Below are 23,474 nucleotides of genomic sequence, written 5' to 3' on the forward strand. Positions count from 1 at the left end.
AGGAACCATGACCGCCGAGTCCGTAGAGCACCGCCGTCACTGGCCGGTGCCGCCCGTGAACGGCTACACCGTGGACGACCTGTTCACCCTGCCCGATCTCCCGCCGCACACAGAGCTGATCGACGGGAGCCTGATTTTCGTGAGTCCGCAGCGTCGCTTCCACTTTCTTGTGATCGACCTCTTGGTCAACGGGCTACGTAGCTCTCTCGGTCCGGACTTCAGTGTCGAGCGAGAGATGACCGTCGTCCTGGACGAACGCAACGGCCCTGAACCCGATGTCAGCGTGGTTCGAGCCGACGCGGTCACAGGGTTGGACCAGACCAGCTTCCGGCCTGAGGACGTTCTGCTCGCCGTGGAGGTCGTCTCGCCCGACTCGGAATCCCGCGACCGTACGACCAAACCGCTCAAGTACGCCCTCGCGGGAATCCCCAACTACTGGCGCGTCGAGCAGGAAGGAACCACCGGCCGTCCTCTCATCCATGTCTACGAGCTCGACCCGATGACGCAGTCCTATGTACACATGGGTTGGCACCGCGACCGGATCAAGGTCGACAAGCCTTCCGCCATCGCCATCGATCTGGGCCCGGTCGATACGCGGTCCTGAGTTCTTCAGACGACCGTCGCACCTGGCACCGGGCCTGCCGCCGTACGCACCGTGCGGCAGGTGCCGGAAGCCCGCAGCGCGCCCGCGATCCCCTCCGCCGCCTCCGCGTCCCGGGCGAGGAACGCCGTGGTCGGTCCCGAACCCGAGACCAGGGTGGCAAGCGCCCCCGCCGCCCGCCCCGCGGCGAGCGTGTCCGCCAGTTCCGGGAACAGCGACAGCGCCGCCGGCTGAAGGTCGTTGGAGTCGGAGACGGCGGCGGCGAGCGCGTCGACGTCACCCTTGGCGAGCGCGTCGAGCAGTTCCTGCGAGGCCACGGGCCCGGGGATCTCCCGCCCCTCCCCCAGCCGGTCGAACTCCCGGAACACCGCCGGTGTGGACAGCCCCCGTGAGGCCATCGCGAACACCCAGTGGAAGGTCCCCCCGACCTCCAGCTCCGTCAGCTTCTCCCCGCGCCCGGTACCGAGCGCCGCCCCTCCCACCAGGCTGAACGGCACGTCGCTGCCCAGCTCGGCGCAGATGTCGAGGAGCTCTTCGCGCGAGGCACCCGTCCCCCACAGCGCGTCGCACGCCAGCAGGGCACCCGCGCCGTCCGCGCTGCCCCCGGCCATACCCCCGGCGACGGGGATGTCCTTGGCGATGTGGAGGTGGACGTCCGCGTCCCGGCCGTACCGCTCGGCGAGCGCCAGGGCGGCGCGGGCGGCGAGGTTCGTACGGTCGAGGGGGACCTGGCCGGCGTCGGGGCCGGCGCAGGTGATGCGCGGCCCGTCGGCGGACGGGGTGGCGGTGACCTCGTCGTACAGGCCCACCGCGAGGAAGACGTTGGCGAGGTCGTGGAAGCCGTCGGGGCGGGCCGCGCCGACCGCGAGCTGGACGTTGACCTTGGCGGGGACGCGGACGGTGACGCTCACTGCTGGCCCTGCTCCTTGTTCTCGGCGATGCGCGCGAACTCCTCCACCGTGAGGGACTCACCCCGCGCCTGCGGCGACACTCCCGCCGCGACCAGGGCGGCCTCCGCCGCGGCCGCCGAACCCGCCCACCCGGCGAGCGCGGCCCGCAGCGTCTTGCGGCGCTGGGCGAAGGCGGCGTCGACGACGGCGAACACCTCGCGCCGGGAGGCGGTGGTCTTCAGCGGCTCCGCGCGGCGGACCAGCGAGACCAGCCCGCTGTCGACGTTCGGGGCGGGCCAGAAGACGTTCCGCCCGATGGCACCCGCCCGCTTGACCTCCGCGTACCAGTTGGCCTTGACCGAGGGCACGCCGTACACCTTCGAGCCGGGGGCGGCGGCGAGCCGGTCGGCGACCTCCGCCTGGACCATGACCAGGGTGCGCTCGATGCTCGGGAAGGTCTCCAGCATGTGCAGCAGCACCGGGACGGCCACGTTGTAGGGCAGGTTCGCGACCAGCGCGGTCGGAGCGGGTCCCGGCAGTTCGGTGACGTGCATCGCGTCGGAGTGGACCAGCGCGAACCGCTCGGCCCGCCCGGGCATGCGGGCGGCGACGGTGGCGGGCAGCGCGGCGGCCAGGACGTCGTCGATCTCGACGGCGGTGACCCGGTCGGCGGCCTCCAGCAGCGCCAGGGTCAGCGAGCCGAGCCCCGGACCGACCTCGACGACCACGTCGTCGGGGCGGACCCCGGCGGTGCGCACGATACGGCGGACCGTGTTGGCGTCGATGACGAAGTTCTGGCCGCGCTGCTTGGTGGGCCGTACGCCGAGGGCGGCCGCCAGTTCACGGATGTCGGCGGGGCCCAGGAGGGCGTCGGGGGTGGGGCTGGTCACGGGACAAGGGTACGGGGCGCGGCGACCGGGCAGGTCACGCCTGTGGATAACCGAAGGCGCGGGCCGTGTTCGCCCCGAGGGCGGTGGCGAGGGTGTCCTCGTCGACGCCCCGGACGGCCGCCATGGCGCGCACCGTCACCGGCACCAGGTAGGGGGCGTTCGGCCGCCCCCGGTACGGCGCCGGCGTCAGGAACGGCGCGTCGGTCTCCACCAGGATCAGCTCCAGCGGGGCCACGGCGAGCGCGTCCCGCAGGTTCTGCGCGTTCTTGAAGGTGACGTTGCCGGCGAACGACATGTAGTACCCGGCGCCCGCGCAGATCTCCGCCATCTCGGCGTCCCCGGAGTAGCAGTGGAAGACGGTGCGCTCGGGGGCGCCCTCCTCCTTCAGTACGCGCAGGACGTCGGCGTGGGCGTCGCGGTCGTGGATGACGAGGGTCTTGCCGTGCCGTTTGGCGATCTCGATGTGGGCGCGGAAGGACCTCTCCTGCGCCTCCTTGCCCTCCGGTCCGGTGCGGAAGTAGTCGAGACCGGTCTCGCCGACGCCCTTGACCTGGGGCAGCGCGGCCAGCCGGTCGATCTCGGCGAGCGCCTCGTCCAGGCCCGCGTCCCCGCCGGGCTGCCTGGCCCCCTGACGGGACCAGCCGTCGGGATCCCCGTGGACGATGCGCGGCGCCTCGTTGGGGTGCAGCGCGACCGTCGCGTGGACGGCGTCGTACGCCGCCGCCGTCTCGGCCGCCCACCGGGACCCCTTGAGGTCGCAGCCGACCTGCACCACGGTCGTCACCCCCACCGACGCGGCCTTGGCGAGCCCTTCCTCCACGGTGCCGGACTGCATGTCGAGGTGGGTGTGCGAGTCGGCGACCGGCACCCGCAGGGGCTCCGGGAGCGGCGGGGCGGCGTTCTTGTCGGGGGCGTTCGCAGGCATGCCCCCGATCCTACGGAAGCGGCGCGGGCGTCAGGTCGCCCGGCGGAAGGGGCGGAGGAGGTCGGGCAGATGCCAGTGACGGTGTTCCACCGCCGGGTGGGTTCCCTCGGGCTCCCGCACCGCCTCGACGGGCCCGGCGGACGGCACCCGGCGCTCGCGGTGGGCGGCGTCCCGCGCGGAGGCGACCCGGCCCGGCCGCATGATCCGTACGACATGGCCGTCGCAGTTCTGGCACGTCGGCCGGCTCAGCGGGGAGGGGACGATCCGGCCGTCCGCCACGTACATCACGAAGTCGTGGCCGTCGGCGGCGGTGTGGTGCTCTATCTCGTACGACTGTTCCCAGCCGTATCCGCATCGCATGCAGGCGAAGGAATACGACTCGTTGACCACGGCGGTGGCGCCCGCCCGCAGCCCGCTGTGCCCCGAGATCTCAGTCATGCCGGCTCCTGTCGGTCCACTGACGGAACGGATCACATCCGATCCTTCTCCTCCAGTGGACTCCTCCGCGGGCCGGAACGCAGGAGGGGCAGCCGAGTATTGGCGACGATTTGGTGTCCCCTTGCCCGACCGCCGCGCGGACGGCGCCGGAGCTTTGCCTTCCGCCGGGCCGCTTTACTCGTCCGTGGGGCGCCCGCTCACCGGAGAAGCGACGTGCTCAGAGGCCGTTTCGCGCCCCGGAGCCGTTCACGCCTCCGTGTTCTTCGCGGCCACCACCGCGTCGAACACCTGCCGCTTGGGAAGCCCCGCCTCCACGGCCACCGCCGCGATCGCCTCCTTGCGGCGCTCCCCCGCCTCCTCCCGCACCCGCACCCGGCGCACCAGCTCGGCCGCGTCGACCTCCTCGGCCCCCTTCTCCGGCGCCCCCTCGACCACCACCGTGATCTCCCCGCGCACGCCCTCCGCCGCCCACGCGGCCAGCTCCGCCAGCGGGCCCCGCTTGACCTCCTCGTACGTCTTGGTCAGCTCCCGGCAGACGGCGGCCCGCCGTTCCCCGCCGAACACCTCGGCCATCGCGGCGAGGGTGTCGTCGAGGCGGTGCGGGGCCTCGAAGTAGACGAGGGTGCGCCGCTCCTCGGCCACCTCGCGCAGCCGCCCCAGCCGTTCGCCGGCCTTCCGCGGCAGGAACCCCTCGAAGCAGAACCGGTCCACGGGCAGCCCGGACAGGGCGAGCGCGGTGAGCACGGCGGACGGGCCGGGCACGGCGGTGACCTTGACGTCCCGCTCGACGGCCGCGGCGACCAGCCGGTACCCGGGGTCGGACACGGACGGCATCCCGGCGTCGGTCACCAGCAGCACGCGCGCGCCGCCCGCCAGTTCCTCGACCAGTTCGGGCGTGCGGGCGGACTCGTTGCCCTCGAAGTACGACACGACCCGGCCCCTGGGGGTGACGCCGAGCGCCTGGGTGAGGCGCCGCAGCCGCCGCGTGTCCTCGGCGGCGACGACGTCGGCGCCCGCGAGTTCCTCCGCGAGCCGGGGCGGGGCGTCGGAGATGTCGCCGATGGGGGTGCCTGCGAGTACGAGGATTCCGGTCACGCCCCCATCCTCCCAGTACGGAACGGAGGCGGGGCATACCGGTCATGCGCGGGACTCACACAGTCCCGTTCCCTACGATGGCGCGGTGACCAGTACCGCGTCCTCCACGGACACCCGGCAGGATCGGCCGCCGTACGAAGAGCGGCCGTCGTGGCAGCAGCGGCTGCGCCGTTTCGGCTACCGGGCGCCGGGCCCGGCCAGAGGCGATGTCCACAGGGACGACGTGTACGACCGCCTGGTGCCGCCGTACACGGAGCCGTCGAAGCGGCTGTGGGACACGCTGGGGGTGCCGCCGCTGCTCGCCGGGCGCATCGCCCGCTGGTCGGGGTGGGGCGGCCCGCTGCTGGTCACCCTGCTGGCGGGGGTGCTCCGGTTCTGGAACCTGGGCAGCCCGAAGGCGGTGATATTCGACGAGACGTACTACGCCAAGGACGCGTGGGCGCTGGTCCACCGCGGGTTCGAGGTCAACTGGGACAAGAACGCCAACGACCTGATCCTCTCGGGCGGTGCCGTCCCCATCCCGACGGACGCGGCGTACGTCGTGCATCCGCCGGTCGGCAAGTACGTGATCGGGCTGGGCGAGCTGATGTTCGGCTTCGACCCGTTCGGCTGGCGGTTCATGACGGCCCTGCTCGGCACGGTCTCCGTGCTGATGCTGTGCCGGATCGGCCGGCGCCTGTTCCGCTCCACGTTCCTCGGCTGTCTCGCGGGCGCGCTGATGGCGGTGGACGGGCTGCACTTCGTGATGAGCCGGACCTCGCTGCTCGACGGCGTGCTGATGTTCTTCGTGCTGGCGGCGTTCGGCTGCCTGGTCGTCGACCGGGACCGGGCGCGCGAGAGGCTCGCCGCCGCGCTGCCCGTGGACGCCGACGGCCGGGTCCGCCCGGACGCGTACGTCGCCGAGCACACCCGGATCGGCTTCCGCCCGTGGCGCCTGGCGGCGGGTCTGATGCTGGGCCTGGCGATCGGCACGAAGTGGAACGGCCTCTACATCATGGCCGCGTTCTGTGTGATGGCGGTGCTGTGGGACGTCGGCGCGCGCCGGGTCGCCGGCGCGCACCGGCCCCGCGTCGCGGTCCTGAGGCGCGACCTGGGCTGGGCGTTCCTGTCGACCGTGCCGGTGGCGGTGGTCACCTACTTCGCCTCCTGGATCGGCTGGATCCTCTCCCCGGCCGACGGCACCGGCGGCTACTACCGCGACTGGGCGGCGAAGGACGGCAAGGACAGCGACTGGTCGTGGCTGCTGCCCGACTGGTGGCGCAGCCTGTGGCACTACGAGAACCAGGTCTACGACTTCCACGTGGGCCTGTCCTCGCCGCACACCTACGAGTCCAACCCGTGGAGCTGGATCGTCACCGGCCGCCCGGTCTCCTACTTCTACGAGTCCCCGGCCCCCGGCATGGACGGCTGCCCGGCCGACGCGGGCGAGAAGTGCGCCCAGGAGGTGCTGGCCCTCGGCACCCCGATGCTGTGGTGGACGGCCTGCTTCGCGATCCTCTACGTCCTGTGGCGCTGGCTGCTGCGCCGCGACTGGCGGGCCGGTGCGATCGCCTGCGGCATCGCGGCCGGTTACGCGCCCTGGTTCCTCTACCAGGAGCGCACGATCTTCTTCTTCTACGCCGTCGTCTTCCTCCCCTTCCTCTGCCTGGCCGTGGCGATGCTCCTGGGCGCCCTCGTCGGCCCGCCCCGCTCCACCGACACCCGCCGCGTCGCGGGCGCGACGGCGGCGGGCGTACTGACCCTGCTGATCGCCTGGAACTTCATCTACTTCTGGCCCATCTACACCGGCACCCCGATCCCCATCGAGGACTGGCGGGCGCGGATGTGGCTGGACACCTGGGTTTGAGCCGTTCCGGTGTCCGGGCGGATCTCTGTTCGGACAACAAACGGAAACAGTCGGCCCGGTGGTCACCCTCTGCGCATAGAGTGCTCACGCACCGGGCTTTTTGAACACGTTCATAAGGCGTGGGGGTCCGGCGGAGGGGGAACGTCCGATGGGCAAGGGGGTCAAGACCGCCGTCATCGGCGGTGTGTTCGCGGTGATGCTGGGCGGGGCCGGGTACGGCGCCTACAACATCGTGTCGGCCGTGAGCGGCGGGGGCGGTGGTGCGAGCGCCGCGGGGACGAAGGAGACCGGGCCGCCGGACGCGGGGGAGGTCGAGGAGACCACCAGGAGTTTCTTCGCAGCTTGGGAGAAGGGGGAGGTGTCGCAGGCGGCGTCGTACACGAACAACGCGCAGGAGGCCGGCGCGCTGCTGACGGCGTACGGCGACGACGCGCACATAGGCGAGGTCGGCATCACGCCCGGCAAGGCCACCGGCACCACCGTGCCGTTCACGGTGAAGGCGACCGTCACCTTCGACGGGAAGTCCGAGGCGCTGAGCTACAGGAGCGAGCTGACCGTCGTGCGCGGGAAGACCACCGGGCGGGCGCTGGTCGACTGGCAGCCGTCCGTCGTCCACCCGGATCTGAAGGAGGGCGACACCCTCGTCACCGAGGAGTCCGCGCAGCCGCCCATCGAGGCGGTGGGCCGGAACGGCACGGTGCTGACGAAGGAGAAGTACCCCTCGCTCGGGCCGATCCTGGACACCCTGCGCCAGAAGTACGGCGAGAAGGCGGGCGGCACCCCCGGCGTCGAGCTGGTGATCAGGCACTCCGCGGGCACCACGGGCGAGGCCGCCGCCGACACCCCGCTGCTGACCCTCGCCGAGGGCGAGCCGGGCAGGCTGCGCACCACCCTCAGCGCCACGGCGCAGGCCGCGGCCGAGCAGGCGGTGCGGCAGTACCCCGAGTCGTCGGTGGTGGCGGTCAAACCCAGCACCGGTGAGGTGCTGGCGGTGGCCAACCACCGTGACGACGGGTTCAACGCGGCCTTCCAGGGCCAGGTCGCCCCCGGCTCCACCATGAAGATCATCACCGCCGCCATGCTCATCGACAACGGCGTGACCTCGATGAACGGCCCCGCCCCCTGTCCGCCCAGCGCCATGTGGAAGGGGCAGACCTTCAAGAACCTCACCGGCATGGAGCCGAACGAGGGCGCCAGCCTCGCCAACAGCTTCCTGCGGTCCTGCAACACGGCCTTCATCAAGCTCGTCGACGAGAAGCCGCTCGGCGAAGCCTCGCTCACCCAGGAGGCGCAGGAGCGGTTCGGGCTCGGCCGCGACGACTGGAAGACGGGCATCGCCTCCTTCGACGGCCGTGTTCCCGCCGTCAGCGGCCCGGACCAGGCGGCGAACGCCATCGGCCAGGGCCAAGTGCAGATGAACCCGCTGAACATGGCCTCCGTGACGGCCACCGCCATCACCGGTGCCTTCCGCCAGCCGTACCTGGTCCCCTCCGACCTCGACGGCCGGCAGTTCGCGCAGGCCAAGGGGCTCCCGGCGGACACCGCCTCCCAGCTCAGGCAGATGATGCGGCTCACCGCCACCCAGGGCACCGGCCGGCAGGCCATGTCCGGGCTCCGCGGCGACATCGGCGCGAAGACCGGTTCCGCCGAGGTCGACGGCAACGCCACCTCCGACAGCTGGTTCACCGGCTTCCGCGACGACGTCGCGGCGGCGGCCATGGTCCAGCGAGGCGGTCACGGCGGCGACGCGGCCGGGCCGATTGTCGCAGCCGTGCTACGAGCGGCCGGCTGATCGCGCCGGGCGCGCGGCGGGACTCTAGTGTGGTGGCCGTCGTCGGCACACGTGAGCGCCACGAGGGCCACGGGGAGTCCGGCGGACAGTGGAGGAACGGGAAGCAGTGGGGAACAGAAGGAACGCCGCCGAGGGGCGCAGGAGACGACCCGTCGTGCTCGGCGGGGTGATCGCCGTGGTCGTCGGGGGCGCCGGGTTCGGCGCCTACGCGCTGCTCGGAAGCGGTGCCGCGGCCGAGGACGGCACGCGGACGTCGTCCACCACGCAGGCGGAGGACGCCAGGACCGGGCCCCTGTCCGCCGCCGAGGTCACCGGCACGGCCGAACGCTTCCTCACCGCCTGGCAGGCCGGGAAGGTGAAGGAGGCCGCCGCCGCCACCGACGACCCCGAGGCCGCGGCCGCCCTGCTCACCGCCTACGCCGAGGACGCCCGGATCAAGGACGTCACCCTCACCGCCGGCACCCGCACCGGCGGCAAGGTCCCCTTCGCCGTCAAGGGCACGGTCTCGGCCGAGGACGTCAGCAAGCCGCTGGCGTACGACAGCACGCTGACCGTCGTACGCCGGGCCGGGGACGGTGAACCGCGGGTGGCCTGGCAGCCGGCCGTGGTGCATCCCGAACTCAAGGAGGGCGACGCCCTTGTCACCGGCGAGGCGGGCACCCCGCCCGTCAAGGCGCTGGACCGGGACGGCGACGAACTGACCACCGCCGCGTACCCGTCCCTGGGGCCGGTGCTGGACGGGCTGCGCGAGAAGTACGGCGAGAAGGCGGGCGGCGAGGCCGGCGTCGAGCTGCGGATCGTGCGCGGCAAGGCGTCGAAGAAGGCGGAGCTGTCCGACAAGACGCTGCTGGAACTGAGCGAGGGCACGCCCGGCACGGTGAAGACCACGCTGAGCCCGTCCCTGCAGGCCGCCGCCGAGGCGCAGGTGGCGCAGAAGGAGCGGGCGTCGGTGGTGGTGCTGCGCCCGTCGACCGGCGAGATCCTGGCGGTGGCGAACTCCTCGCACGGGTTCAACACCGCGTTCTCGGGTTCGCTGGCCCCGGGCTCCACGATGAAGGTGATCACCGCCTCGCTGCTGATCGAGAAGGGCCTCGCCTCGGTGGACGAGCGGCACCCGTGCCCGAAGTACTTCACCTACGGCGGCTGGAAGTTCCAGAACGACGACAAGTTCGAGATCAAGGACGGCACGTTCAAGGCGAGCTTCGCCCGTTCCTGCAACACGGCCTTCATCAGCCAGGCGCCCGAGCTGGCGGACGACGACCTGACCAAGCAGGCGCAGCAGGTCTTCGGGCTGTCGATGAACAACTGGCAGGTCGGCGTGCCGACCTTCGACGGCTCGGTGCCGGTGCAGTCGAAGGCCCCGATGGGGGCCTCGCTGATCGGCCAGGGCGGGGTGCGGATGAACCCGCTGAACATGGCGTCGGTGTCGGCGACGGTCCAGTCGGGCGTCTTCCGCCAGCCGTACCTGGTCTCCCCGGAGGTCGACGGGCGGAAGCTCGCGACGGCCTCGCGCACCCTGTCGGCCGGCACGCTGGCGCAGCTCCGGGAGCTGATGTCGTACACCGCCTCCTCCGGCACCGCCGCGGAGGCGATGGCCGGGGTGAGCGGGCAGAAGGGCGCGAAGACCGGGTCGGCCGAGGTCGACGGGCAGAAGAAGCCCAACGGCTGGTTCACCGCGTACCGCGGGGACCTGGCGGCCGCGGGCGTGGTCCAGCAGGGCGGTCACGGCGGCTCGACGGCCGGCCCGATCGTGGCGGCGCTGCTGAAGAGCGCCGGCTGAGCGGCCCGGGGCCGAGAGTCAGGCCCGGGCCGGGCGTCACTCTCGGAGGCCGGGGGTCTGACCCGGAGGCCGGGGGTCTGACCCGGAGGCCGCGGGTCCGGCCCGGAGGCCGCGGGTCCGGCCCGGAGGCCGCGGGTCCGGCCCGGAGGCCGCGGGTCCGGCCTCAAGGCCGGACGCCGCCCCCGGAGGCCGAGGACCGGCCCCAAGGCCGGGCGTCAGTGCGGGACGGGTTCGGCGGCGGCCGCGTAGGTCCGCCGTAGGAACCGGGTCAGGGTCTTGGTCTCGAACTGCACCACCGACACGCCCTGCGCGGTGTGGAACTCGACCACGGCCTGGACCCGGCCGCACGGCCACACCCGTATCTCATCCCGGCCCGCGGGGGCGCGCAGACCCTGCTCCAGCAGTTCCCGTGCGACGGTCCATTCGCGGGGCGTGGCGCCCGGGAGCGCCATGTGGACGCAGCGGGGGTCCTGCTCGGAGTCGTAGCGCAGTACCACGGGTACCGCTCCGCGGTCCTCTTCCAGGACGTCGGTGACGATGTGGGCTCGCGCGTACTGCTCTACCACGGACATCGGTGGCCCCTTACGCTGCGTCAATCTGCATGAAAGCCGTCTAAGCCGTATACCCACCCCCCGCTCCATCGTGCACCCGATCCGGAATTCGCGCGTCCGAGAGGCGCATATCACAGCCGGGCTGTGTATGAGGTAAAACAAGCGGCTCGCTCTTGCGCAACGTTTGCAACAGGCCACATCATCGAGTCCGTGCACGCACCTGACGGATTCATCAACGCCCCCGTGTCCGCCGCGGCCGGAATCGTGGCCGCCGGCGCCATCGCCGTGAGCCTGCGCGGCGCCCGCCGCGAACTCGACGAGCGCACCGCGCCCCTGGCCGGACTGGTGGCGGCGTTCATCTTCGCCGTGCAGATGCTGAACTTCCCCGTCGCGGCGGGGACCAGCGGCCATCTGCTCGGCGGCGCCCTCGCCGCGATCCTCGTCGGCCCCTTCACCGGGGTCCTGTGTGTCTCCGTCGTCCTGCTGATGCAGGCCGTCCTCTTCGCCGACGGCGGGCTGACCGCGCTCGGCGTGAACATCACCGACATGGCGATCGTCACCACGGTCGTCGCCTACGCGCTCTTCCGCGGCCTGGTGAAGGTGCTGCCGCGCACCCGCCGCTCGGTGACCGCCGCCTCCTTCGTCGCCGCCCTGGTCTCCGTCCCGGCCTCCGCCGTCGTCTTCACGCTGCTCTACGCGATCGGCGGCACCGCCGACGTCTCCCTCGGCAAGGTCGTCACCGCCATGGTGGGCGTGCACGTCCTCATCGGCATCGGCGAGGCCGTGATCACCGCCCTGACCGTCGGCGCGGTCATCGCCGTCCGCCCGGACCTGGTGCACGGGGCGCGCGGCCTGACGCACAAGCTCAAGCTGCGGGTGAACGGCGAACTGGTCGACGCCCCGGACGCCCCGGAGCCGGAGCCCGTCCCCGCCCGTTCCCCGCGCAAGGTGTGGATCACCGGCCTGGTCACCTCGCTGGTCCTCGCCGGGTTCGTCAGCTTCTACGCCTCCGCCGACCCGGACGGCCTGGAGAAGGTCGCCACCGACCACGGCATCGACGAGAAGGCCGAGGAGCACGCGATCGCCGACTCCCCGCTGGCCGACTACGGCGTCGAGGACGTCGACGACGCCCGCCTCTCCGGCGGTCTGGCCGGTGTGATCGGCGTGGGCGTGACGGTCGTCGCGGGCACCGGCGTGTTCTGGGTGGTCCGCAGGCGCCGTACCGGCGAGGAGGCCGAGGCCGCCGTCTCCCCCACCGGCACGAGCGTCTGACGTGGGGGCCGGTCACGCGCACAGGCTCTACCGGCACGGGCACTCCCCCGTGCACGCCCTGCCGCCGCACACCAAGCTCACCGCGGTCTTCGCCTTCGTCCTGGTCGTGGTGTCCACCCCGCGCGAGGCGATGTGGGCGTTCGCGGTGTACGCCGGACTGCTCGCCCTCGTCGCGTACGCCGCCCGCGTCCCGGCCGGCTTCCTGCTCAAGCGGCTGCTGATCGAGGTCCCGTTCGTCGCCTTCGCCGTCCTCCTGCCGTTCGTCGCGGAGGGCGAACGGACCGGTGTCCTCGGGCTGTCGCTGAGCGTGAACGGACTGTGGGGCGCCTGGAACGTGCTGGCCAAGGGCACCCTGGGCGTGGCCGCCTCGGTCCTCCTCGCCTCCACCACCGAACTGCGCGAACTCCTGCTCGGCCTCCAGCGGCTGAGGCTGCCGCCGCTGCTGGTGCAGATCGCCTCCTTCATGATCCGCTACGGCGACGTCATCACCGACGAGATGCGGCGCATGCGGATCGCCCGCGAGTCCCGCGGCTTCGAGGCGCGCGGGGTGAAGCACTGGGGCGTGCTCGCCAAGTCGGCGGGCGCGCTGTTCATCCGCTCCTACGAACGCGGCGAGCGGGTGCACCTGGCCATGGTGAGCCGCGGTTACGCCGGTTCGATGCCGGTGATCGACGAGGTGACCGCGGACCGGGCGCAGTGGTCGCACGCCCTCGCCCTCCCCTCGGCCGCCCTCGTCGTCTGTCTGCTGGGATGGACCTTGTGAGTACTGCTTCCCTCGAGGTCTCCGGCCTCGCCTTCGCCTACCCCGACGGCCACCAGGCCCTGTTCGGCGTCGACTTCTCGATCGCGCGCGGCGAGCGGGTCGCGCTGCTCGGCCCGAACGGCGCCGGCAAGACCACCCTCGTCCTCCACCTCAACGGCATCCTGACCGGCGGCACCGGCACGGTGACGGTGGCCGGGCTGCCCGTGGGCAAGAAGCACATGGCGGAGATCCGGCGCCGGGTCGGCATCGTCTTCCAGGACCCGGACGACCAGCTCTTCATGCCGACGGTGCGCGAGGACGTGGCGTTCGGTCCGGCGGCGGCCGGGCTCCGGGGGCCCGAGCTGGAGGAGCGGGTGGACCGGGCGCTGGGCCTGGTCGGCATGGCGGAGTTCAAGGACCGCCCGCCGCACCACCTCTCCTTCGGCCAGCGGCGCCGGGTGGCCGTGGCGACCGTCCTGGCGATGGAGCCGGAGATCCTGGTCCTGGACGAGCCGTCCTCCAACCTGGACCCCGCCTCCCGCCGCGAACTCGCCGACATCCTGCGCTCCCTGGACGTCACCGTCCTGATGGTCACCCACGACCTGCCCTACGCCCTCGAACTGTGCCCGCGCTCGCTGATCCTCAGCGACGGCGTGATCGCGGCCGACGGCACCACGGCCGACCTGCTCGCCGACGACGAGCTGATGCGCGCCCACCGCCTTGAGCTGCCGTACGGCTTCGATCCGCGCTCGGTGCCGGCCGCGCCCGGCCGTTCGTAACGATCGCGCACAGTCGCCTCCGCCCAGGAATCGCAGGCGGACCGGCACTGTTGCACGCACTGTCACAGGCGGGTGTCACAGGCGAGGGGAAGGACCGAGGGACGTGGACGTGCACGGCACGGTGACCGGGGGTTTCGAACCGGTCCGGGAGGCGTTCGCGCGGAACTTCGAGGCGCTCGGGGACCGGGGCGCGGCCGTCGCCGTGTACCGGGACGGGCGCAAGGTCGTCGACCTGTGGGCCGGGGTGAAGGACGTCGACGGCACGCGGCCCTGGGAGCGGGACACCGCGCAGGTCGTGCGCTCGGCGACCAAGGGCGTCGCCGCCGCCGTACTCCTGCTGCTGCACCAGCGCGGCGAACTGGACCTGGACGCGCCGGTCGGCCACTACTGGCCGGAGTCCAAGGCGCACGGCAAGGAGCGGCTGCTGGTCCGGCACGTACTGAACCACCGCGCGGGGCTCCCCGTCCTGGACCGTCCGCTCACCCTGGACGAGGCGGCCGACCCCGTACGGGCCGCCGAGGCCCTCGCCGCGCAGACCCCCGCGTGGGAGCCGGGCACCGACCACGGCTATCACGCGCTGACCTACGGCTGGCTGGTCGACGAGCTGGTGCGCCGCGTGACCGGTCGGGGGTCCGGCGAGTGGATCGCGTCGGAGATCGCCGGCCCGCTGGGCCTTGACCTGTGGGTGGGGCTGCCGGACGCGCAGGCCCACCGCGTGGGCACGGTCGGCAGGATCGAGGGGCCCGAGCCGTCCGGGACGCTCCGCGCCCGCCCCAAGCGCTCGGTCACCGACGCCTACGCCGACCCGTCCTCCCTCACCCGCCGCGCCTTCGCGGCGATCACCCCCTTCCCGGACCAGAACGACCCGGCCTTCCACGCGGCGGCCCTGCCCGCCGCGGGCGGGATCGCGACGGCGGACGGACTGGCGCGCTTCTACGCGTCACTGACCGGCCCGGTCGACGGCGTACGCCTCCTCGACCCGGCCACCGTGGAACTCGCCCGCGCCGAGGAGTCGGCCGGCCCCGACCGGGTGCTGGTCGTGAACACCCGCTTCGGGCTCGGTTACATGCTGCACGGCGGCGCCTCCCCCCTCCTGGCCCCGGGCTCCTTCGGCCACCCCGGCCGCGGCGGCTCCCTCGGCTTCGCCGACCCGGAGTCGGGCATCGGCTTCGGCTACGTCACCAACGGCTTCCGCAGGACGGTGACGGCGGACCCCAGGGCCCAGGCGCTGATACGGGCGGTACGGCAGGTTCTTTCGGCCTAGACGTGGATCGGGTGCGAGACGCGGCCCGACGCGTCGTCGATCTCGCCGTGCGCCTTGGTCAGCATCTGCATGGCGAGTTCGTTCAGCGCGCGTGCGCCGGCGATCTCCTCCCCGACCCGTGGCTGATTGGGGTCGGTGTGGTGCCGGTTCGCGTGGCCGTGGGCCCGCACCTCGCTCCCGTCGGGCAGCCGGACCAGCGCGGCGGCGCGCGTCTGCCGGTCGTCCTCCTCGAACTCCAGGTCCACGTGCCATCCCACTGCGGTGTGCATCATGAGGATCACCTCCGGAATTCCTCTCATTCCAGAGTGCCCCTCGCACCGCACCCGCGCACCCGCCCGTACGGCGGCGCGTGCCGCGCTACCCCGCGCGGAGCATCAGCCCGATCCCGACGACCAGCAGCCCGGCCGCGGCGATCCGCGGGGTACCGAACCGCTCCTTGAAGAACAGCGTCCCGATGGCCGCACCCACGATGATCGACGACTCGCGCAGGGCCGCGACGGGGGCGAGTGCAGCGCGGGTCTGGGCCCACAGGACGAGCGCGTACGCGGCGACGGACAGCGCGGCGCCGAGCAGCCCGAGACCGGCGTGCGGACGGAGCCGGGCGCCCGCCTCCCGCCGCCAGCGCCAGAGGGCGTACGCCGGGATCACCGTGCCCTGGACCGTTATCAGCCAGGCGATGTAGCCGAACGACGACCCCGCTGCGCGTACGCCGAGCCCGTCGACCACGGTGTACACGGCGATGGTCAGGCCGGTCGCCAGGGCCGCCCCGATCGCCGCCCAGTCGGGCCGGCGCCCGCGCAGCCCCCACAGGGCGACGCCGGTCAGGCCCGCGCAGGACAGGGCGATCCCGGCGGCGGCCCAGCCGTCGGGCACCTCGTGCGCGAACACGGCGGCGAGGAGTGTGACCACCAGGGGCGCACTGCCCCGGGCGATGGGGTACGCCTGGCCGAAGTCGCCCAGCCGGAAGGACTTCATCAGCAGCGCGTAGTAGGCCATGTGGATCGCGGCCGAGCAGAACAGGTACGGCCACGCCCCGGCCACCGGGAACGGCACGAACGGCACCAGCGCCAGCCCGATCAGCAGCCCGCCGCCGGAGATCAGCGTGAACCCGACGAGCTTGTCGGTGATCAGGTGCGCGATGGCGTTCCAGCTGGCGTGGGTGACCGCGGCGAGCAGGACGGCCGCGGTCACCAGAGGGGTCACGGGGTGCGCTCGCGCACGTCGCCCCGGAGCGACCGGGAACACCGGCAACAACGAGCCAGTGTGTACACATGGAACACCATGTACCTTTGGTGCATGACGCAGATGCCCATAGAGTCCATCCGTGACGTGCGCGCCCACCTGGCCGAGGTGGTCGAGCGGGCCGACCGTGACGACACGCCCACGGTCATCACCCGGCGCGGCAAGCAGGTGGCCGCGGTCGTGTCGATAGAGGTCCTTCGCAGGTACCAGGAATGGGAAGAGCGCGAGATCAACCGGATCATCGACGAGCGCATGGCGAATCCGGCGGCCGGCATCCCGATCGAGGACGTCATGAGGGAGACGCTGGAGCGCGGTGAATAACACATATCGCACCGTCTTCCGGCCGGAGGCTCAGGCGGAGCTGCGCAAGATCCCCCGGGACATGGCGCTCCGGATTCTGGTCAAACTGACGGAACTGGAGACCGACCCGCTCGGTTTCAACACCACGGCGCTCGTCTCCCAGCCGGACCGGCGCCGGCTCCGTGTCGGCGATCACGGCGTCATCTACACGGTCGGCAACGGAGAGTTGGTGGTCTGGGTCGTTCACGTCGGACATCGCTCCACGGTATACGGCACCTGACACGGAGTCCCGGAACCCCCGCAGAGGGAAGCCGGTGAGGGCGCCCCGTCCCCACGGAGCCCTCACCGGCTGGTTCTGCGTACCCGCTCAGGCCGTCAGGCCCGTACGAGTTCCCGGTCCTCGTTCTTCCGGTCGTCCTCCGTGCGCAGGCCCTCGCCCTCGACGTCCACGTTGGGCAGGATCCGGTCCAGCCACTTCGGCAGCCACCAGGCCTTGTCGCCGAGCAGGGCCAGCACCGCAGGGACGATCGTCATGCGGACGACGAACGCGTCGAAGAGGACGGCGACGGCGAGGCCGAAGCCGATCATCTTGACCATCTGCTCGCTGGAGCCGATGAAGCCGGAGAACACCGCCATCATGATCACCGCCGCGGCGGTCACCACCCGGGCGCTGTACTTGAAGCCGGTCACCACGGCCTGGGCGGGCTTCTCCCCGTGGACGTAGGCCTCCCGCATCCGGGTCACGAGGAACACCTCGTAGTCCATGGCCAGGCCGAAGACCACGCCGACCATGAAGATCGGCATCATCGACATGATCGGGCCGGTCTCCTCGACGCCCATCAGGCCGGACAGCCAGCCCCACTGGTAGACCGCGACCACCGCGCCGAGGGCCGCGAGGACCGACAGCAGGAAGCCGAGGGCGGCCTTCAGCGGGACCAGGATCGACCGGAAGACGACGATCAGCAGCAGGAACGCCAGGCCGACCACCAGGACCAGGTACGGCACCAGCGCGTCGTTGAGCTTCTGCGAGACGTCGATGTTCATGGCCGTGGCGCCGGTGACCAGGACGTCGGCGCCGGTGTCGGCCTTGATGTCCGCACCGGTGTCACGGATGTCGTGCACCAGGTCCTCGGTGGTCACCGAGGAGGGCTTGGAGTCGGGGACGACGGTGATCGTCGCCGTGTCGCCGGCCTTGTTGGGGGCCGCCGGGGCGACGTTCACGACGTTGTCGAGGCCCTTGATGTCGTCGCCGGCCTGCTTGAAGACGGCCTGCGGGTCGTCACTGCCCTTGGCGTCGACCACGACCACGAGCGGGCCGTTGAAGCCGGGGCCGAAGCCCTCGGAGAGCAGGTCGTAGGCGCGGCGCTGGGTGGTGGACGTCGGCTGCGCGCCGTCGTCGGGCAGGCCCAGTTCGAGCGAGGCGGCCGGGACGGCCGCGGCGCCCAGGCCGACCACGCCGAGCAGCAGCACGGCCAGCGGACGGCGTACGACGAAGCTCGCCCAGCGGGTGCCCATGTTCGGGCGCTGCGGCTTCTTCGCGGCGCGGCCCCCGCCGAGCAGCTTGCTCTTCTCACCGGCGGGGCGGACCCGGCGGCCGGCGTAGCCGAGCAGGGCGGGGACCAGGGTGAGGGCGATCAGGACCGCGAGGGCGACCGTGCCGGCGGCGGCGATGCCCATCTTGGTCAGCATCGGGATGTTGACGACGGACAGACCGACCAGGGCGATCACGACGGTGAGGCCGGCGAAGACCACGGCGGAGCCCGCGGTGCCGACGGCCCGGCCGGCCGCCTCCTCGCGCCCGCGGCCCTCGGCCAGTTCGGCCCGGTAGCGGGAGACGACGAACAGCGCGTAGTCGATGCCGACCGCGAGGCCGATCATCGAGGCCAGGATGGAGGTGGTGGAGCCGAGGTCCAGGGTGCTGGCCAGGGCGGTGATGCTGGAGACGCCGATGCCGACGCCGACGATCGCGGTGAGCAGCGGCAGCCCGGCCGCGAGCAGCGAGCCGAAGGTGATGACGAGGACGACCGCGGCGACGCCGATGCCGATGATCTCGGCGGCACCGGTGTGCGGGACGGCCTGGAGGGCGTCACCGCCGATCTCCACGGTCAGCCCGGAGTCGCGGGCGTCCTCGGCGGCGCCCTCCAGGGCGTCGCGGGAGGAGTCCTCCAGCTCCATGCCGGAGACCTTGTAGCTCACCGAGGCGTAGGCGATGGTGCCGTCCTGGCTGACGCCGCCGCCCTGGTACGGGTCGGTGACGCGGGCGACCTCGGAGCCGTCGGAGAGCTCGTCGACGGTCTTCCGGACGGTCGCCTTGTTGTCGGCGTCGGTCATCTTCTCGCCGGCCGGTGCCTTGAAGACGACGCGTGCGGTCGCCCCGTCGGCACTGGAGCCGGGGAAACGTTCTTCCAGCAGGTCGAAGGCCTTCTGGGCCTCGGTGCCGGGGATGGAGAAGGACGAGTTGCCGGCCGCCGGGGCACCGGCCGCGCCGACGCCCGCGAGCGCCAGCAGCGCCACCCAGATGAGGGCTACGAGGTGCCGTCGCCTGAAGGCGAACCGGCCGATTCGATAGAGGAAAGTGGCCACGAGGGCGTACTCCCGGTCAGGTCGTGATTGCTTCGGGGCAGGGGTGATCAGCCCGACGACGTGAGCGGTGACGTCAGGTGGTGATGGCTGACCGCGGGGACGGTCAGTGAGGGGTCACGCCGAGGGCGGGGAGCACCACGGCGTCGATGTACGAGGTGAGGAACTCCCGCGTGGGCGGCAGGTCGTCGATCAGCGTCCGGGTGGCGAACGCGCCGACGAGCATGTGCACCATGTAGTCCAGCGCCGGGTTGTCGGGGCTGACCTCGCCCCGGTCGACCGCGCGCCGGATCATCCGCCGGAACTCCTCCATCTCCGGTTCGACCAGGAGTTCCTTGAACGCCTGACGGAGATCGTCGTTCATGTGCACGGCCATGGCGAGCGCGCGCATCAGGGCGGCGTTCTGCTCCATGACGCAGTCGTCCTCACGGCTGACGATGGTGTGCAGGTCGCCGCGCAGGGTCCCGGTGTCGATGTCGGCGATGCCGCCGGGCTTCTGGCTGCGCATCGCTCTCACCACCAGCTCGGCCTTGCCGCCCCACTGACGGTAGAGGGTGGCCTTGCTGGACCGGGTGCGGGCGGCCACGGCGTCCATGGTGACGGCGTCGTAGCCGACCTCGCGGAGCAGGGCGAGCACGGCGCCGTACAGCTCGGCCTCGCGCTCGGGGGTGATCCGGCTGCGACGCGTCGTCGCTGTCTCACTCATACCGCTCACCTTTCCGCTCCGCATCCCAGGTGTCAAAGAAACGACACCGTTTCGTACAAGAAGAAGGTACTCCACTCATCTTGCGAAACGAAACGGTTTCGTTCGTGGTCTGCGTCACGGTTGTCGGTTACTTATAAGTTGCCGGGCCCCAAACCCCGGCAAAGCATGGGAAAGGTGAGCTATCTGCGTCTGCCCCACCTCAAGGACGACCTGCTGTGCTTCGTGGCCGAGGACGACCTCTGGCTCGCCCCGCTCGACGGACCGGGCCGCGCCTGGCGGCTCACCGCCGACCGCACCAAGCTCGGCCACCCCCGCTTCTCCCCCGACGGCCGCCACATCGCGTACACGAGCTGGCGCAGCCTCGACCCCGAGGTGCACCTGATCCCGGTGGACGGCGGACCGGGCCGGCGCCTCACCTACTGGGGCAGCTCCGACACCCGGGTCTGCGGCTGGGCGCCCCCCGACGAGGGCGGCCACGCCGAGATCCTCGCCGTCGCCTCGCACGGCGAGCCCTTCTCGTACTTCACCTGGGCCTACAAGATCGCCTGCGACGGCAGCCCCGGCCGCAAACTGCCCTGGGGCCCGGTCTCCGACATCCAGGTCGCCGACATCGCAGGCGAGCGCAGGTCGCTGCTGCTCACCGGCACCCCGCCGCACGAACCGGCCTCCTGGAAGCGCTACCGGGGCGGCGCCACCGGCAGGCTCTGGCTGCACGGGCACCGGCTGCTGGACGGCCTCGACGGCCATCTGCACTCGCCCCTGTTCGTCGCCGGCCGGATCGCCTTCCTCTCCGACCACGAGGGCGTCGGCAACCTGTACTCGTGCGCGTACGACGGCTCCGACCTGCGCCGCCACACCGACCACGACGCCTTCTACGCCCGGCACGCCGCCAGTGACGGCGCCCGGGTCGTCTACCAGTGCGCCGGCGACCTGTGGCTCGTGGACGACCTGTCCCCCGGCGCCGCCCCGCGCCGGCTCGACGTGACGCTGAGCGGGCCGCGCTCCGGGCGGCGCCCCTACCAGGTGCCCGCCGCCCGCCACCTCGACGGCCTCTCGGTCGACGAGACCGGCCGGGCGAGCGCCGTCGTCGTACGCGGCAGCCTGTACTGGCTCACCCACCGCGACGGTCCCGCGCGCACCCTCACCGACACCCCGGGCGTACGGGTCCGGCTGCCGGAGATGCTCGGCGCGGGCGACCAGGTGGCGTACGTGACGGACGCCGAGGGCGAGGACGCCGTCGAGATCGCCTCCCTGCCCCGGGCCACCGGCCAGCGCGCCCCCCGGCGGCTGGCCGCCGGGAAGCTGGGCCGGGTGCTGGAGATGGTCGCCGACCCCGACGGGCAGCGGCTGGCCGTCGCCGCGCACGACGGACGGCTGCTGCTGGTCGACACCGGCGAGGAGAGCCAGGGCGAGGCCACCGAGCTGATCCACTCCGGCAACGGGCCGGTGCGCGACCTCGCCTTCTCCCCCGACGGGGCCTGGCTGGCCTGGTCCCACCCGGTGATCGGGCGGTCGCTGCGGCAGATCAAACTCGCCCGGATCAAGGACCGGCTGGTGCTCGACGTCACCAACGGCCGCTTCGAGGACGAGAACCCGGTCTTCACCCTCGACGGCCGCTATCTCGCCTTCCTGTCCTGGCGCGGTTTCGACCCGGTGTACGACGTGCACACCGGCGACCTGTCGTTCCCGCTGGGCTGCCGCCCGTATCTGGTGCCGCTGTCGTCGGCGACCCCCTCCCCGTTCGCGCTGAACCCCGAGGGCCGTCCGGCCGCCGGCGGGCTGGACCCGGTCGAGCGCGAGGAGGCCGAGGAGGGCGGCGAGGCCGGCACGGTGACCGTCGAGGCGGAGGGCCTGGAGAGCAGGGTCACCCCCTTCCCGGTCTCCGCCTCCAAGTACTCGGGGCTGTGCCCGGTCGCGGGCTGCGGTCTGGTCTGGCTGCGCTGGCCGATCTCCGGCGCGCTCGGCGAGACCTTCGCCAACCCCGGCGACACCAGCGGCCGGCCCACCCTCGAACGCTTCGACATCGGCAAGGCGAAGAGGACCGAACTCGTCGGCGACCTGGACTTCTTCGCGGTCAGCGGCGACGGCACCCGGCTGGTCGTGGCCGACGAGGGCGAACTGCGCGCGGTGCCCGCCACCGAGCCCGGCGACAGCGACTCCACGGTGTGGATCGACTCCCGCCGCATCCTGCACGAGGCCGACCCGGCCGCCGAGTGGCGCCAGGCGTACGCGGAGGCCGGACGGCTGATCCGCGCCTACTTCTGGGAACCCGGCATGGGCGGCATCGACTGGGACGCGATCCTGGAGCAGTACCGTCCGCTGGTCGAACGGGTCGCCTCCCCCGACGAGTTCGCGGACCTGCTGCGCGAGGTCCTCGGCGAACTCGGCACCTCCCACGCCTACGTCACCGCCGCCCGCCGCAACGAGGGTCCCCCGCACTACCAGCGCCGCCAGGGCCTGCTCGGCGCCAACCTCGTCCCCCGCGAGGAGGGCTGGACCGTCAAGCGGATCCTGCCCGGCGACTCCTCCGACTCCCGCGCCCGCTCCCCGCTGGCCGGCACCGGCATCCGCGAGGGCGCGGTCCTCACCCACGTCGACGGCCGCCCGGTGGACCCGGTCACGGGCCCCTACCCGCTGCTCGCGGGCGCGGGCGGTACGACCGTGGAGCTGACGTTTCTCCCGGCGGAGGGCGCGGGCCCGCCCCGCCGGGTCGCCGTCGTCCCGCTGATCGACGAGACGCCGCTGCGCTACCAGGACTGGGTCGCCAAACGCCGCGCCGTGGTGCGGGAGTTGAGCGGTGGCCGCTGCGGTTATCTGCACATCCCCGACATGGGGGGCTCCGGCTGGGCGCAGTTCAACCGCGACGTGCGCAGGGAGATGTCCCGCCCCGCGCTGATCGTGGACGTGCGCGGCAACGCCGGCGGCCACATCAGCGAACTCGTCGTGGAGAAGCTGACCCGCACCATCATCGGCTGGGATCTCACCCGCGACGCCCAGCCCGTGTCGTACGCCTCCAACGCCCCGCGCGGTCCGCTCGTGGCGCTCGCGGACGAGGCGACCAGCTCCGACGGTGACATGATCACCGCCGCGTTCAAACTGCTCGGTCTGGGGCCGGTGGTGGGCCAGCGCACCTGGGGCGGGGTGGTCGGCATGACCGGCCGGCACCGGCTCGGCGACGGCACGGTGATCACGGTGCCGATGAACGCGGCCTGGTTCGACGCGTACGGCTGGTCCGTGGAGAACAAGGGTGTCGAACCCGACCTGGAAACGCTGCGCACCCCGCTGGACTGGGCCGAGGGCCGGTACGCGGTGCTCGACGACGCGGTGCGGCTCGCCCTGGAACTGCTGGAGGCCAACCCCCCGGCGACGCCCCCGGCCTACCGCGACCTGCCCGACCGCTCCCGGCCGAAGCTGCCGCCCCGGTCGTGAGGAAGGGGTGCCCCTTTCGCCTTGGGGCACCCCTTCCGCTTCAACGCACGACGCGTTCAGACGTCTTCAGACTTCCTCGGACGTCTTCGCCGCTCGACGTCAGACGTCGTAGTCCTGGTCGAAGCGCTCCTCGGACTCCCGGGGCTCCCGCTGGCGCTGCGGGTCGTCCATGTCCTCGTTCCGCCGGCGGCCGCGGCCCTGGATCTGCTCCTTGCCCTGCTGGGCGCGCTGCTTGGCCTGCTGCTGGAACTGCTCGGACTTCTCCTGGAACTGATCCTTCATACCCATGTGGGTTCACTCCCGTTGTGGGGTGGGGGGAACTTGCCCGATCAGATTCACACGCCCCGTCACC

The 23,474-nt window shown here is 72.1% G+C and carries 22 protein-coding genes; 11 read left to right on the forward strand and 11 right to left on the reverse strand.

Annotated features, from left to right (window positions below; translation table 11 throughout):
• Positions 1 to 7: 7 nt before the first annotated feature.
• On the forward strand, positions 8 to 604 hold the full coding sequence (locus ACF1DX_RS18720) for a Uma2 family endonuclease (protein ID WP_391792265.1): 597 nt from the start codon (positions 8 to 10) through the stop codon (positions 602 to 604).
• Between the two features lie 5 nt (positions 605 to 609).
• Here the strand turns inward: ACF1DX_RS18720 and ACF1DX_RS18725 are convergent, their stop codons facing one another.
• The 5 genes from ACF1DX_RS18725 to rsmI form a co-directional block, all read right to left on the reverse strand.
• A complete protein-coding gene (locus ACF1DX_RS18725) occupies positions 610 to 1,512 on the reverse strand; it encodes a 4-(cytidine 5'-diphospho)-2-C-methyl-D-erythritol kinase (RefSeq protein WP_391792266.1) in 903 nt (300 codons plus the stop codon).
• On the reverse strand, positions 1,509 to 2,381 hold the full coding sequence (rsmA, locus tag ACF1DX_RS18730; protein WP_391792267.1) for a 16S rRNA (adenine(1518)-N(6)/adenine(1519)-N(6))-dimethyltransferase RsmA: 873 nt from the start codon (positions 2,379 to 2,381) through the stop codon (positions 1,509 to 1,511). The genes ACF1DX_RS18725 and rsmA overlap by 4 nt, the downstream gene beginning before the upstream one ends.
• Positions 2,382 to 2,415: 34 nt before the next feature.
• Entirely contained in the window at positions 2,416 to 3,306 is an 891-nt protein-coding gene (locus tag ACF1DX_RS18735; protein ID WP_391792268.1) for a TatD family hydrolase, read from the reverse strand.
• 30 nt (positions 3,307 to 3,336) lie between these two features.
• Positions 3,337 to 3,744 (reverse strand): hypothetical protein, encoded by a 408-nt coding sequence (locus ACF1DX_RS18740; protein WP_391792269.1) that lies wholly within the window; start codon positions 3,742 to 3,744, stop codon positions 3,337 to 3,339.
• Between the two features lie 246 nt (positions 3,745 to 3,990).
• On the reverse strand, positions 3,991 to 4,839 hold the full coding sequence (rsmI, locus tag ACF1DX_RS18745) for a 16S rRNA (cytidine(1402)-2'-O)-methyltransferase (protein ID WP_391792270.1): 849 nt from the start codon (positions 4,837 to 4,839) through the stop codon (positions 3,991 to 3,993).
• An 85-nt stretch (positions 4,840 to 4,924) separates the two neighbouring features.
• On the opposite strand from rsmI, the gene ACF1DX_RS18750 reads away from it, so the two are divergent.
• The 3 genes from ACF1DX_RS18750 to ACF1DX_RS18760 all read left to right on the forward strand — a co-directional run bounded on the left by ACF1DX_RS18750 (position 4,925) and on the right by ACF1DX_RS18760 (position 10,257).
• Complete coding sequence (locus tag ACF1DX_RS18750; protein ID WP_391792271.1) at positions 4,925 to 6,685, forward strand: dolichyl-phosphate-mannose--protein mannosyltransferase; 1,761 nt, start codon at positions 4,925 to 4,927, stop codon at positions 6,683 to 6,685.
• A 148-nt stretch (positions 6,686 to 6,833) separates the two neighbouring features.
• Positions 6,834 to 8,477, forward strand: a complete 1,644-nt coding sequence (locus ACF1DX_RS18755) for a penicillin-binding transpeptidase domain-containing protein (protein WP_391792272.1) — start codon at positions 6,834 to 6,836, stop codon at positions 8,475 to 8,477.
• Positions 8,478 to 8,583: 106 nt separating this feature from the next.
• The gene (locus ACF1DX_RS18760; protein ID WP_391792273.1) at positions 8,584 to 10,257 is read left to right on the forward strand and encodes a penicillin-binding transpeptidase domain-containing protein; all 1,674 of its coding nucleotides are present in this window, start codon (positions 8,584 to 8,586) and stop codon (positions 10,255 to 10,257) included.
• A 215-nt stretch (positions 10,258 to 10,472) separates the two neighbouring features.
• Here ACF1DX_RS18760 and ACF1DX_RS18765 read toward each other — a convergent pair whose 3' ends face one another.
• Positions 10,473 to 10,829, reverse strand: coding sequence for an SsgA family sporulation/cell division regulator (locus tag ACF1DX_RS18765; RefSeq protein ID WP_391792274.1), 357 nt, complete (start codon positions 10,827 to 10,829; stop codon positions 10,473 to 10,475).
• Between the two features lie 189 nt (positions 10,830 to 11,018).
• On the opposite strand from ACF1DX_RS18765, the gene ACF1DX_RS18770 reads away from it, so the two are divergent.
• The 4 genes from ACF1DX_RS18770 to ACF1DX_RS18785 all read left to right on the forward strand — a co-directional run bounded on the left by ACF1DX_RS18770 (position 11,019) and on the right by ACF1DX_RS18785 (position 14,865).
• A complete protein-coding gene (locus tag ACF1DX_RS18770; protein ID WP_391792275.1) occupies positions 11,019 to 12,080 on the forward strand; it encodes an energy-coupling factor ABC transporter permease in 1,062 nt (353 codons plus the stop codon).
• 1 nt (position 12,081) lies between these two features.
• Positions 12,082 to 12,843, forward strand: a complete 762-nt coding sequence (gene cbiQ, locus ACF1DX_RS18775) for a cobalt ECF transporter T component CbiQ (protein ID WP_391792276.1) — start codon at positions 12,082 to 12,084, stop codon at positions 12,841 to 12,843.
• Positions 12,831 to 13,601, forward strand: coding sequence for an energy-coupling factor ABC transporter ATP-binding protein (locus tag ACF1DX_RS18780; RefSeq protein WP_391792277.1), 771 nt, complete (start codon positions 12,831 to 12,833; stop codon positions 13,599 to 13,601). The genes cbiQ and ACF1DX_RS18780 overlap by 13 nt, the downstream gene beginning before the upstream one ends.
• A 103-nt stretch (positions 13,602 to 13,704) precedes the next feature.
• Positions 13,705 to 14,865 (forward strand): serine hydrolase domain-containing protein, encoded by a 1,161-nt coding sequence (locus ACF1DX_RS18785; protein WP_391792278.1) that lies wholly within the window; start codon positions 13,705 to 13,707, stop codon positions 14,863 to 14,865.
• On the opposite strand, the gene ACF1DX_RS18790 is transcribed toward ACF1DX_RS18785, so the two are convergent.
• Positions 14,862 to 15,137 (reverse strand): DUF1876 domain-containing protein, encoded by a 276-nt coding sequence (locus ACF1DX_RS18790; RefSeq protein WP_391792279.1) that lies wholly within the window; start codon positions 15,135 to 15,137, stop codon positions 14,862 to 14,864. The genes ACF1DX_RS18785 and ACF1DX_RS18790 overlap by 4 nt on opposite strands.
• A gap of 85 nt (positions 15,138 to 15,222) precedes the next feature.
• A complete protein-coding gene (locus ACF1DX_RS18795; RefSeq protein ID WP_391792280.1) occupies positions 15,223 to 16,068 on the reverse strand; it encodes an EamA family transporter in 846 nt (281 codons plus the stop codon).
• A 93-nt stretch (positions 16,069 to 16,161) separates the two neighbouring features.
• Between ACF1DX_RS18795 and ACF1DX_RS18800 the strand changes: the two genes are divergently transcribed.
• Together ACF1DX_RS18800 and ACF1DX_RS18805 are read left to right on the forward strand one after the other, a co-directional pair.
• Positions 16,162 to 16,428, forward strand: coding sequence for a type II toxin-antitoxin system Phd/YefM family antitoxin (locus ACF1DX_RS18800; protein WP_391792281.1), 267 nt, complete (start codon positions 16,162 to 16,164; stop codon positions 16,426 to 16,428).
• Positions 16,421 to 16,687 (forward strand): type II toxin-antitoxin system RelE/ParE family toxin, encoded by a 267-nt coding sequence (locus tag ACF1DX_RS18805; RefSeq protein ID WP_391792282.1) that lies wholly within the window; start codon positions 16,421 to 16,423, stop codon positions 16,685 to 16,687. Before ACF1DX_RS18800 ends, ACF1DX_RS18805 begins: the two co-directional genes overlap by 8 nt.
• A 95-nt stretch (positions 16,688 to 16,782) precedes the next feature.
• On the opposite strand, the gene ACF1DX_RS18810 is transcribed toward ACF1DX_RS18805, so the two are convergent.
• Positions 16,783 to 18,990 (reverse strand): MMPL family transporter, encoded by a 2,208-nt coding sequence (locus tag ACF1DX_RS18810; RefSeq protein WP_391792283.1) that lies wholly within the window; start codon positions 18,988 to 18,990, stop codon positions 16,783 to 16,785.
• A gap of 103 nt (positions 18,991 to 19,093) precedes the next feature.
• Positions 19,094 to 19,693: a TetR/AcrR family transcriptional regulator gene (locus ACF1DX_RS18815; protein WP_391792284.1), complete on the reverse strand. Its 600-nt coding sequence runs from the start codon at positions 19,691 to 19,693 to the stop codon at positions 19,094 to 19,096.
• A 174-nt stretch (positions 19,694 to 19,867) separates the two neighbouring features.
• Here ACF1DX_RS18815 and ACF1DX_RS18820 point away from each other — a divergent pair, with 174 nt between their 5' ends.
• A complete protein-coding gene (locus ACF1DX_RS18820) occupies positions 19,868 to 23,122 on the forward strand; it encodes a S41 family peptidase (protein WP_391792285.1) in 3,255 nt (1,084 codons plus the stop codon).
• Between the two features lie 99 nt (positions 23,123 to 23,221).
• On the opposite strand, the gene ACF1DX_RS18825 is transcribed toward ACF1DX_RS18820, so the two are convergent.
• Entirely contained in the window at positions 23,222 to 23,410 is a 189-nt protein-coding gene (locus tag ACF1DX_RS18825) for a hypothetical protein (RefSeq protein WP_391792286.1), read from the reverse strand.
• Positions 23,411 to 23,474: the final 64 nt, after the last annotated feature.

It is taken from the genome of Streptomyces sp. NPDC014676 (genome assembly GCF_043084105.1).
GTDB lineage: Bacteria > Actinomycetota > Actinomycetes > Streptomycetales > Streptomycetaceae > Streptomyces.

Bases quoted from the DNA above. Each gene is read 5' to 3' on its own strand.
- ACF1DX_RS18815 (WP_391792284.1), bottom strand. From the start codon at position 19,693: ATGAGTGAGACAGCGACGACGCGTCGCAGCCGGATCACCCCCGAGCGC.
- ACF1DX_RS18780 (WP_391792277.1), top strand. From the start codon at position 12,831: ATGGACCTTGTGAGTACTGCTTCCCTCGAGGTCTCCGGCCTCGCCTTC.
- ACF1DX_RS18720 (WP_391792265.1), top strand. From the start codon at position 8: ATGACCGCCGAGTCCGTAGAGCACCGCCGTCACTGGCCGGTGCCGCCC.
- ACF1DX_RS18825 (WP_391792286.1), bottom strand. From the start codon at position 23,410: ATGGGTATGAAGGATCAGTTCCAGGAGAAGTCCGAGCAGTTCCAGCAG.
- ACF1DX_RS18755 (WP_391792272.1), top strand. From the start codon at position 6,834: ATGGGCAAGGGGGTCAAGACCGCCGTCATCGGCGGTGTGTTCGCGGTG.
- ACF1DX_RS18740 (WP_391792269.1), bottom strand. From the start codon at position 3,744: ATGACTGAGATCTCGGGGCACAGCGGGCTGCGGGCGGGCGCCACCGCC.
- ACF1DX_RS18800 (WP_391792281.1), top strand. From the start codon at position 16,162: ATGACGCAGATGCCCATAGAGTCCATCCGTGACGTGCGCGCCCACCTG.
- ACF1DX_RS18790 (WP_391792279.1), bottom strand. From the start codon at position 15,137: ATGATGCACACCGCAGTGGGATGGCACGTGGACCTGGAGTTCGAGGAG.
- ACF1DX_RS18765 (WP_391792274.1), bottom strand. From the start codon at position 10,829: ATGTCCGTGGTAGAGCAGTACGCGCGAGCCCACATCGTCACCGACGTC.
- ACF1DX_RS18735 (WP_391792268.1), bottom strand. From the start codon at position 3,306: ATGCCTGCGAACGCCCCCGACAAGAACGCCGCCCCGCCGCTCCCGGAG.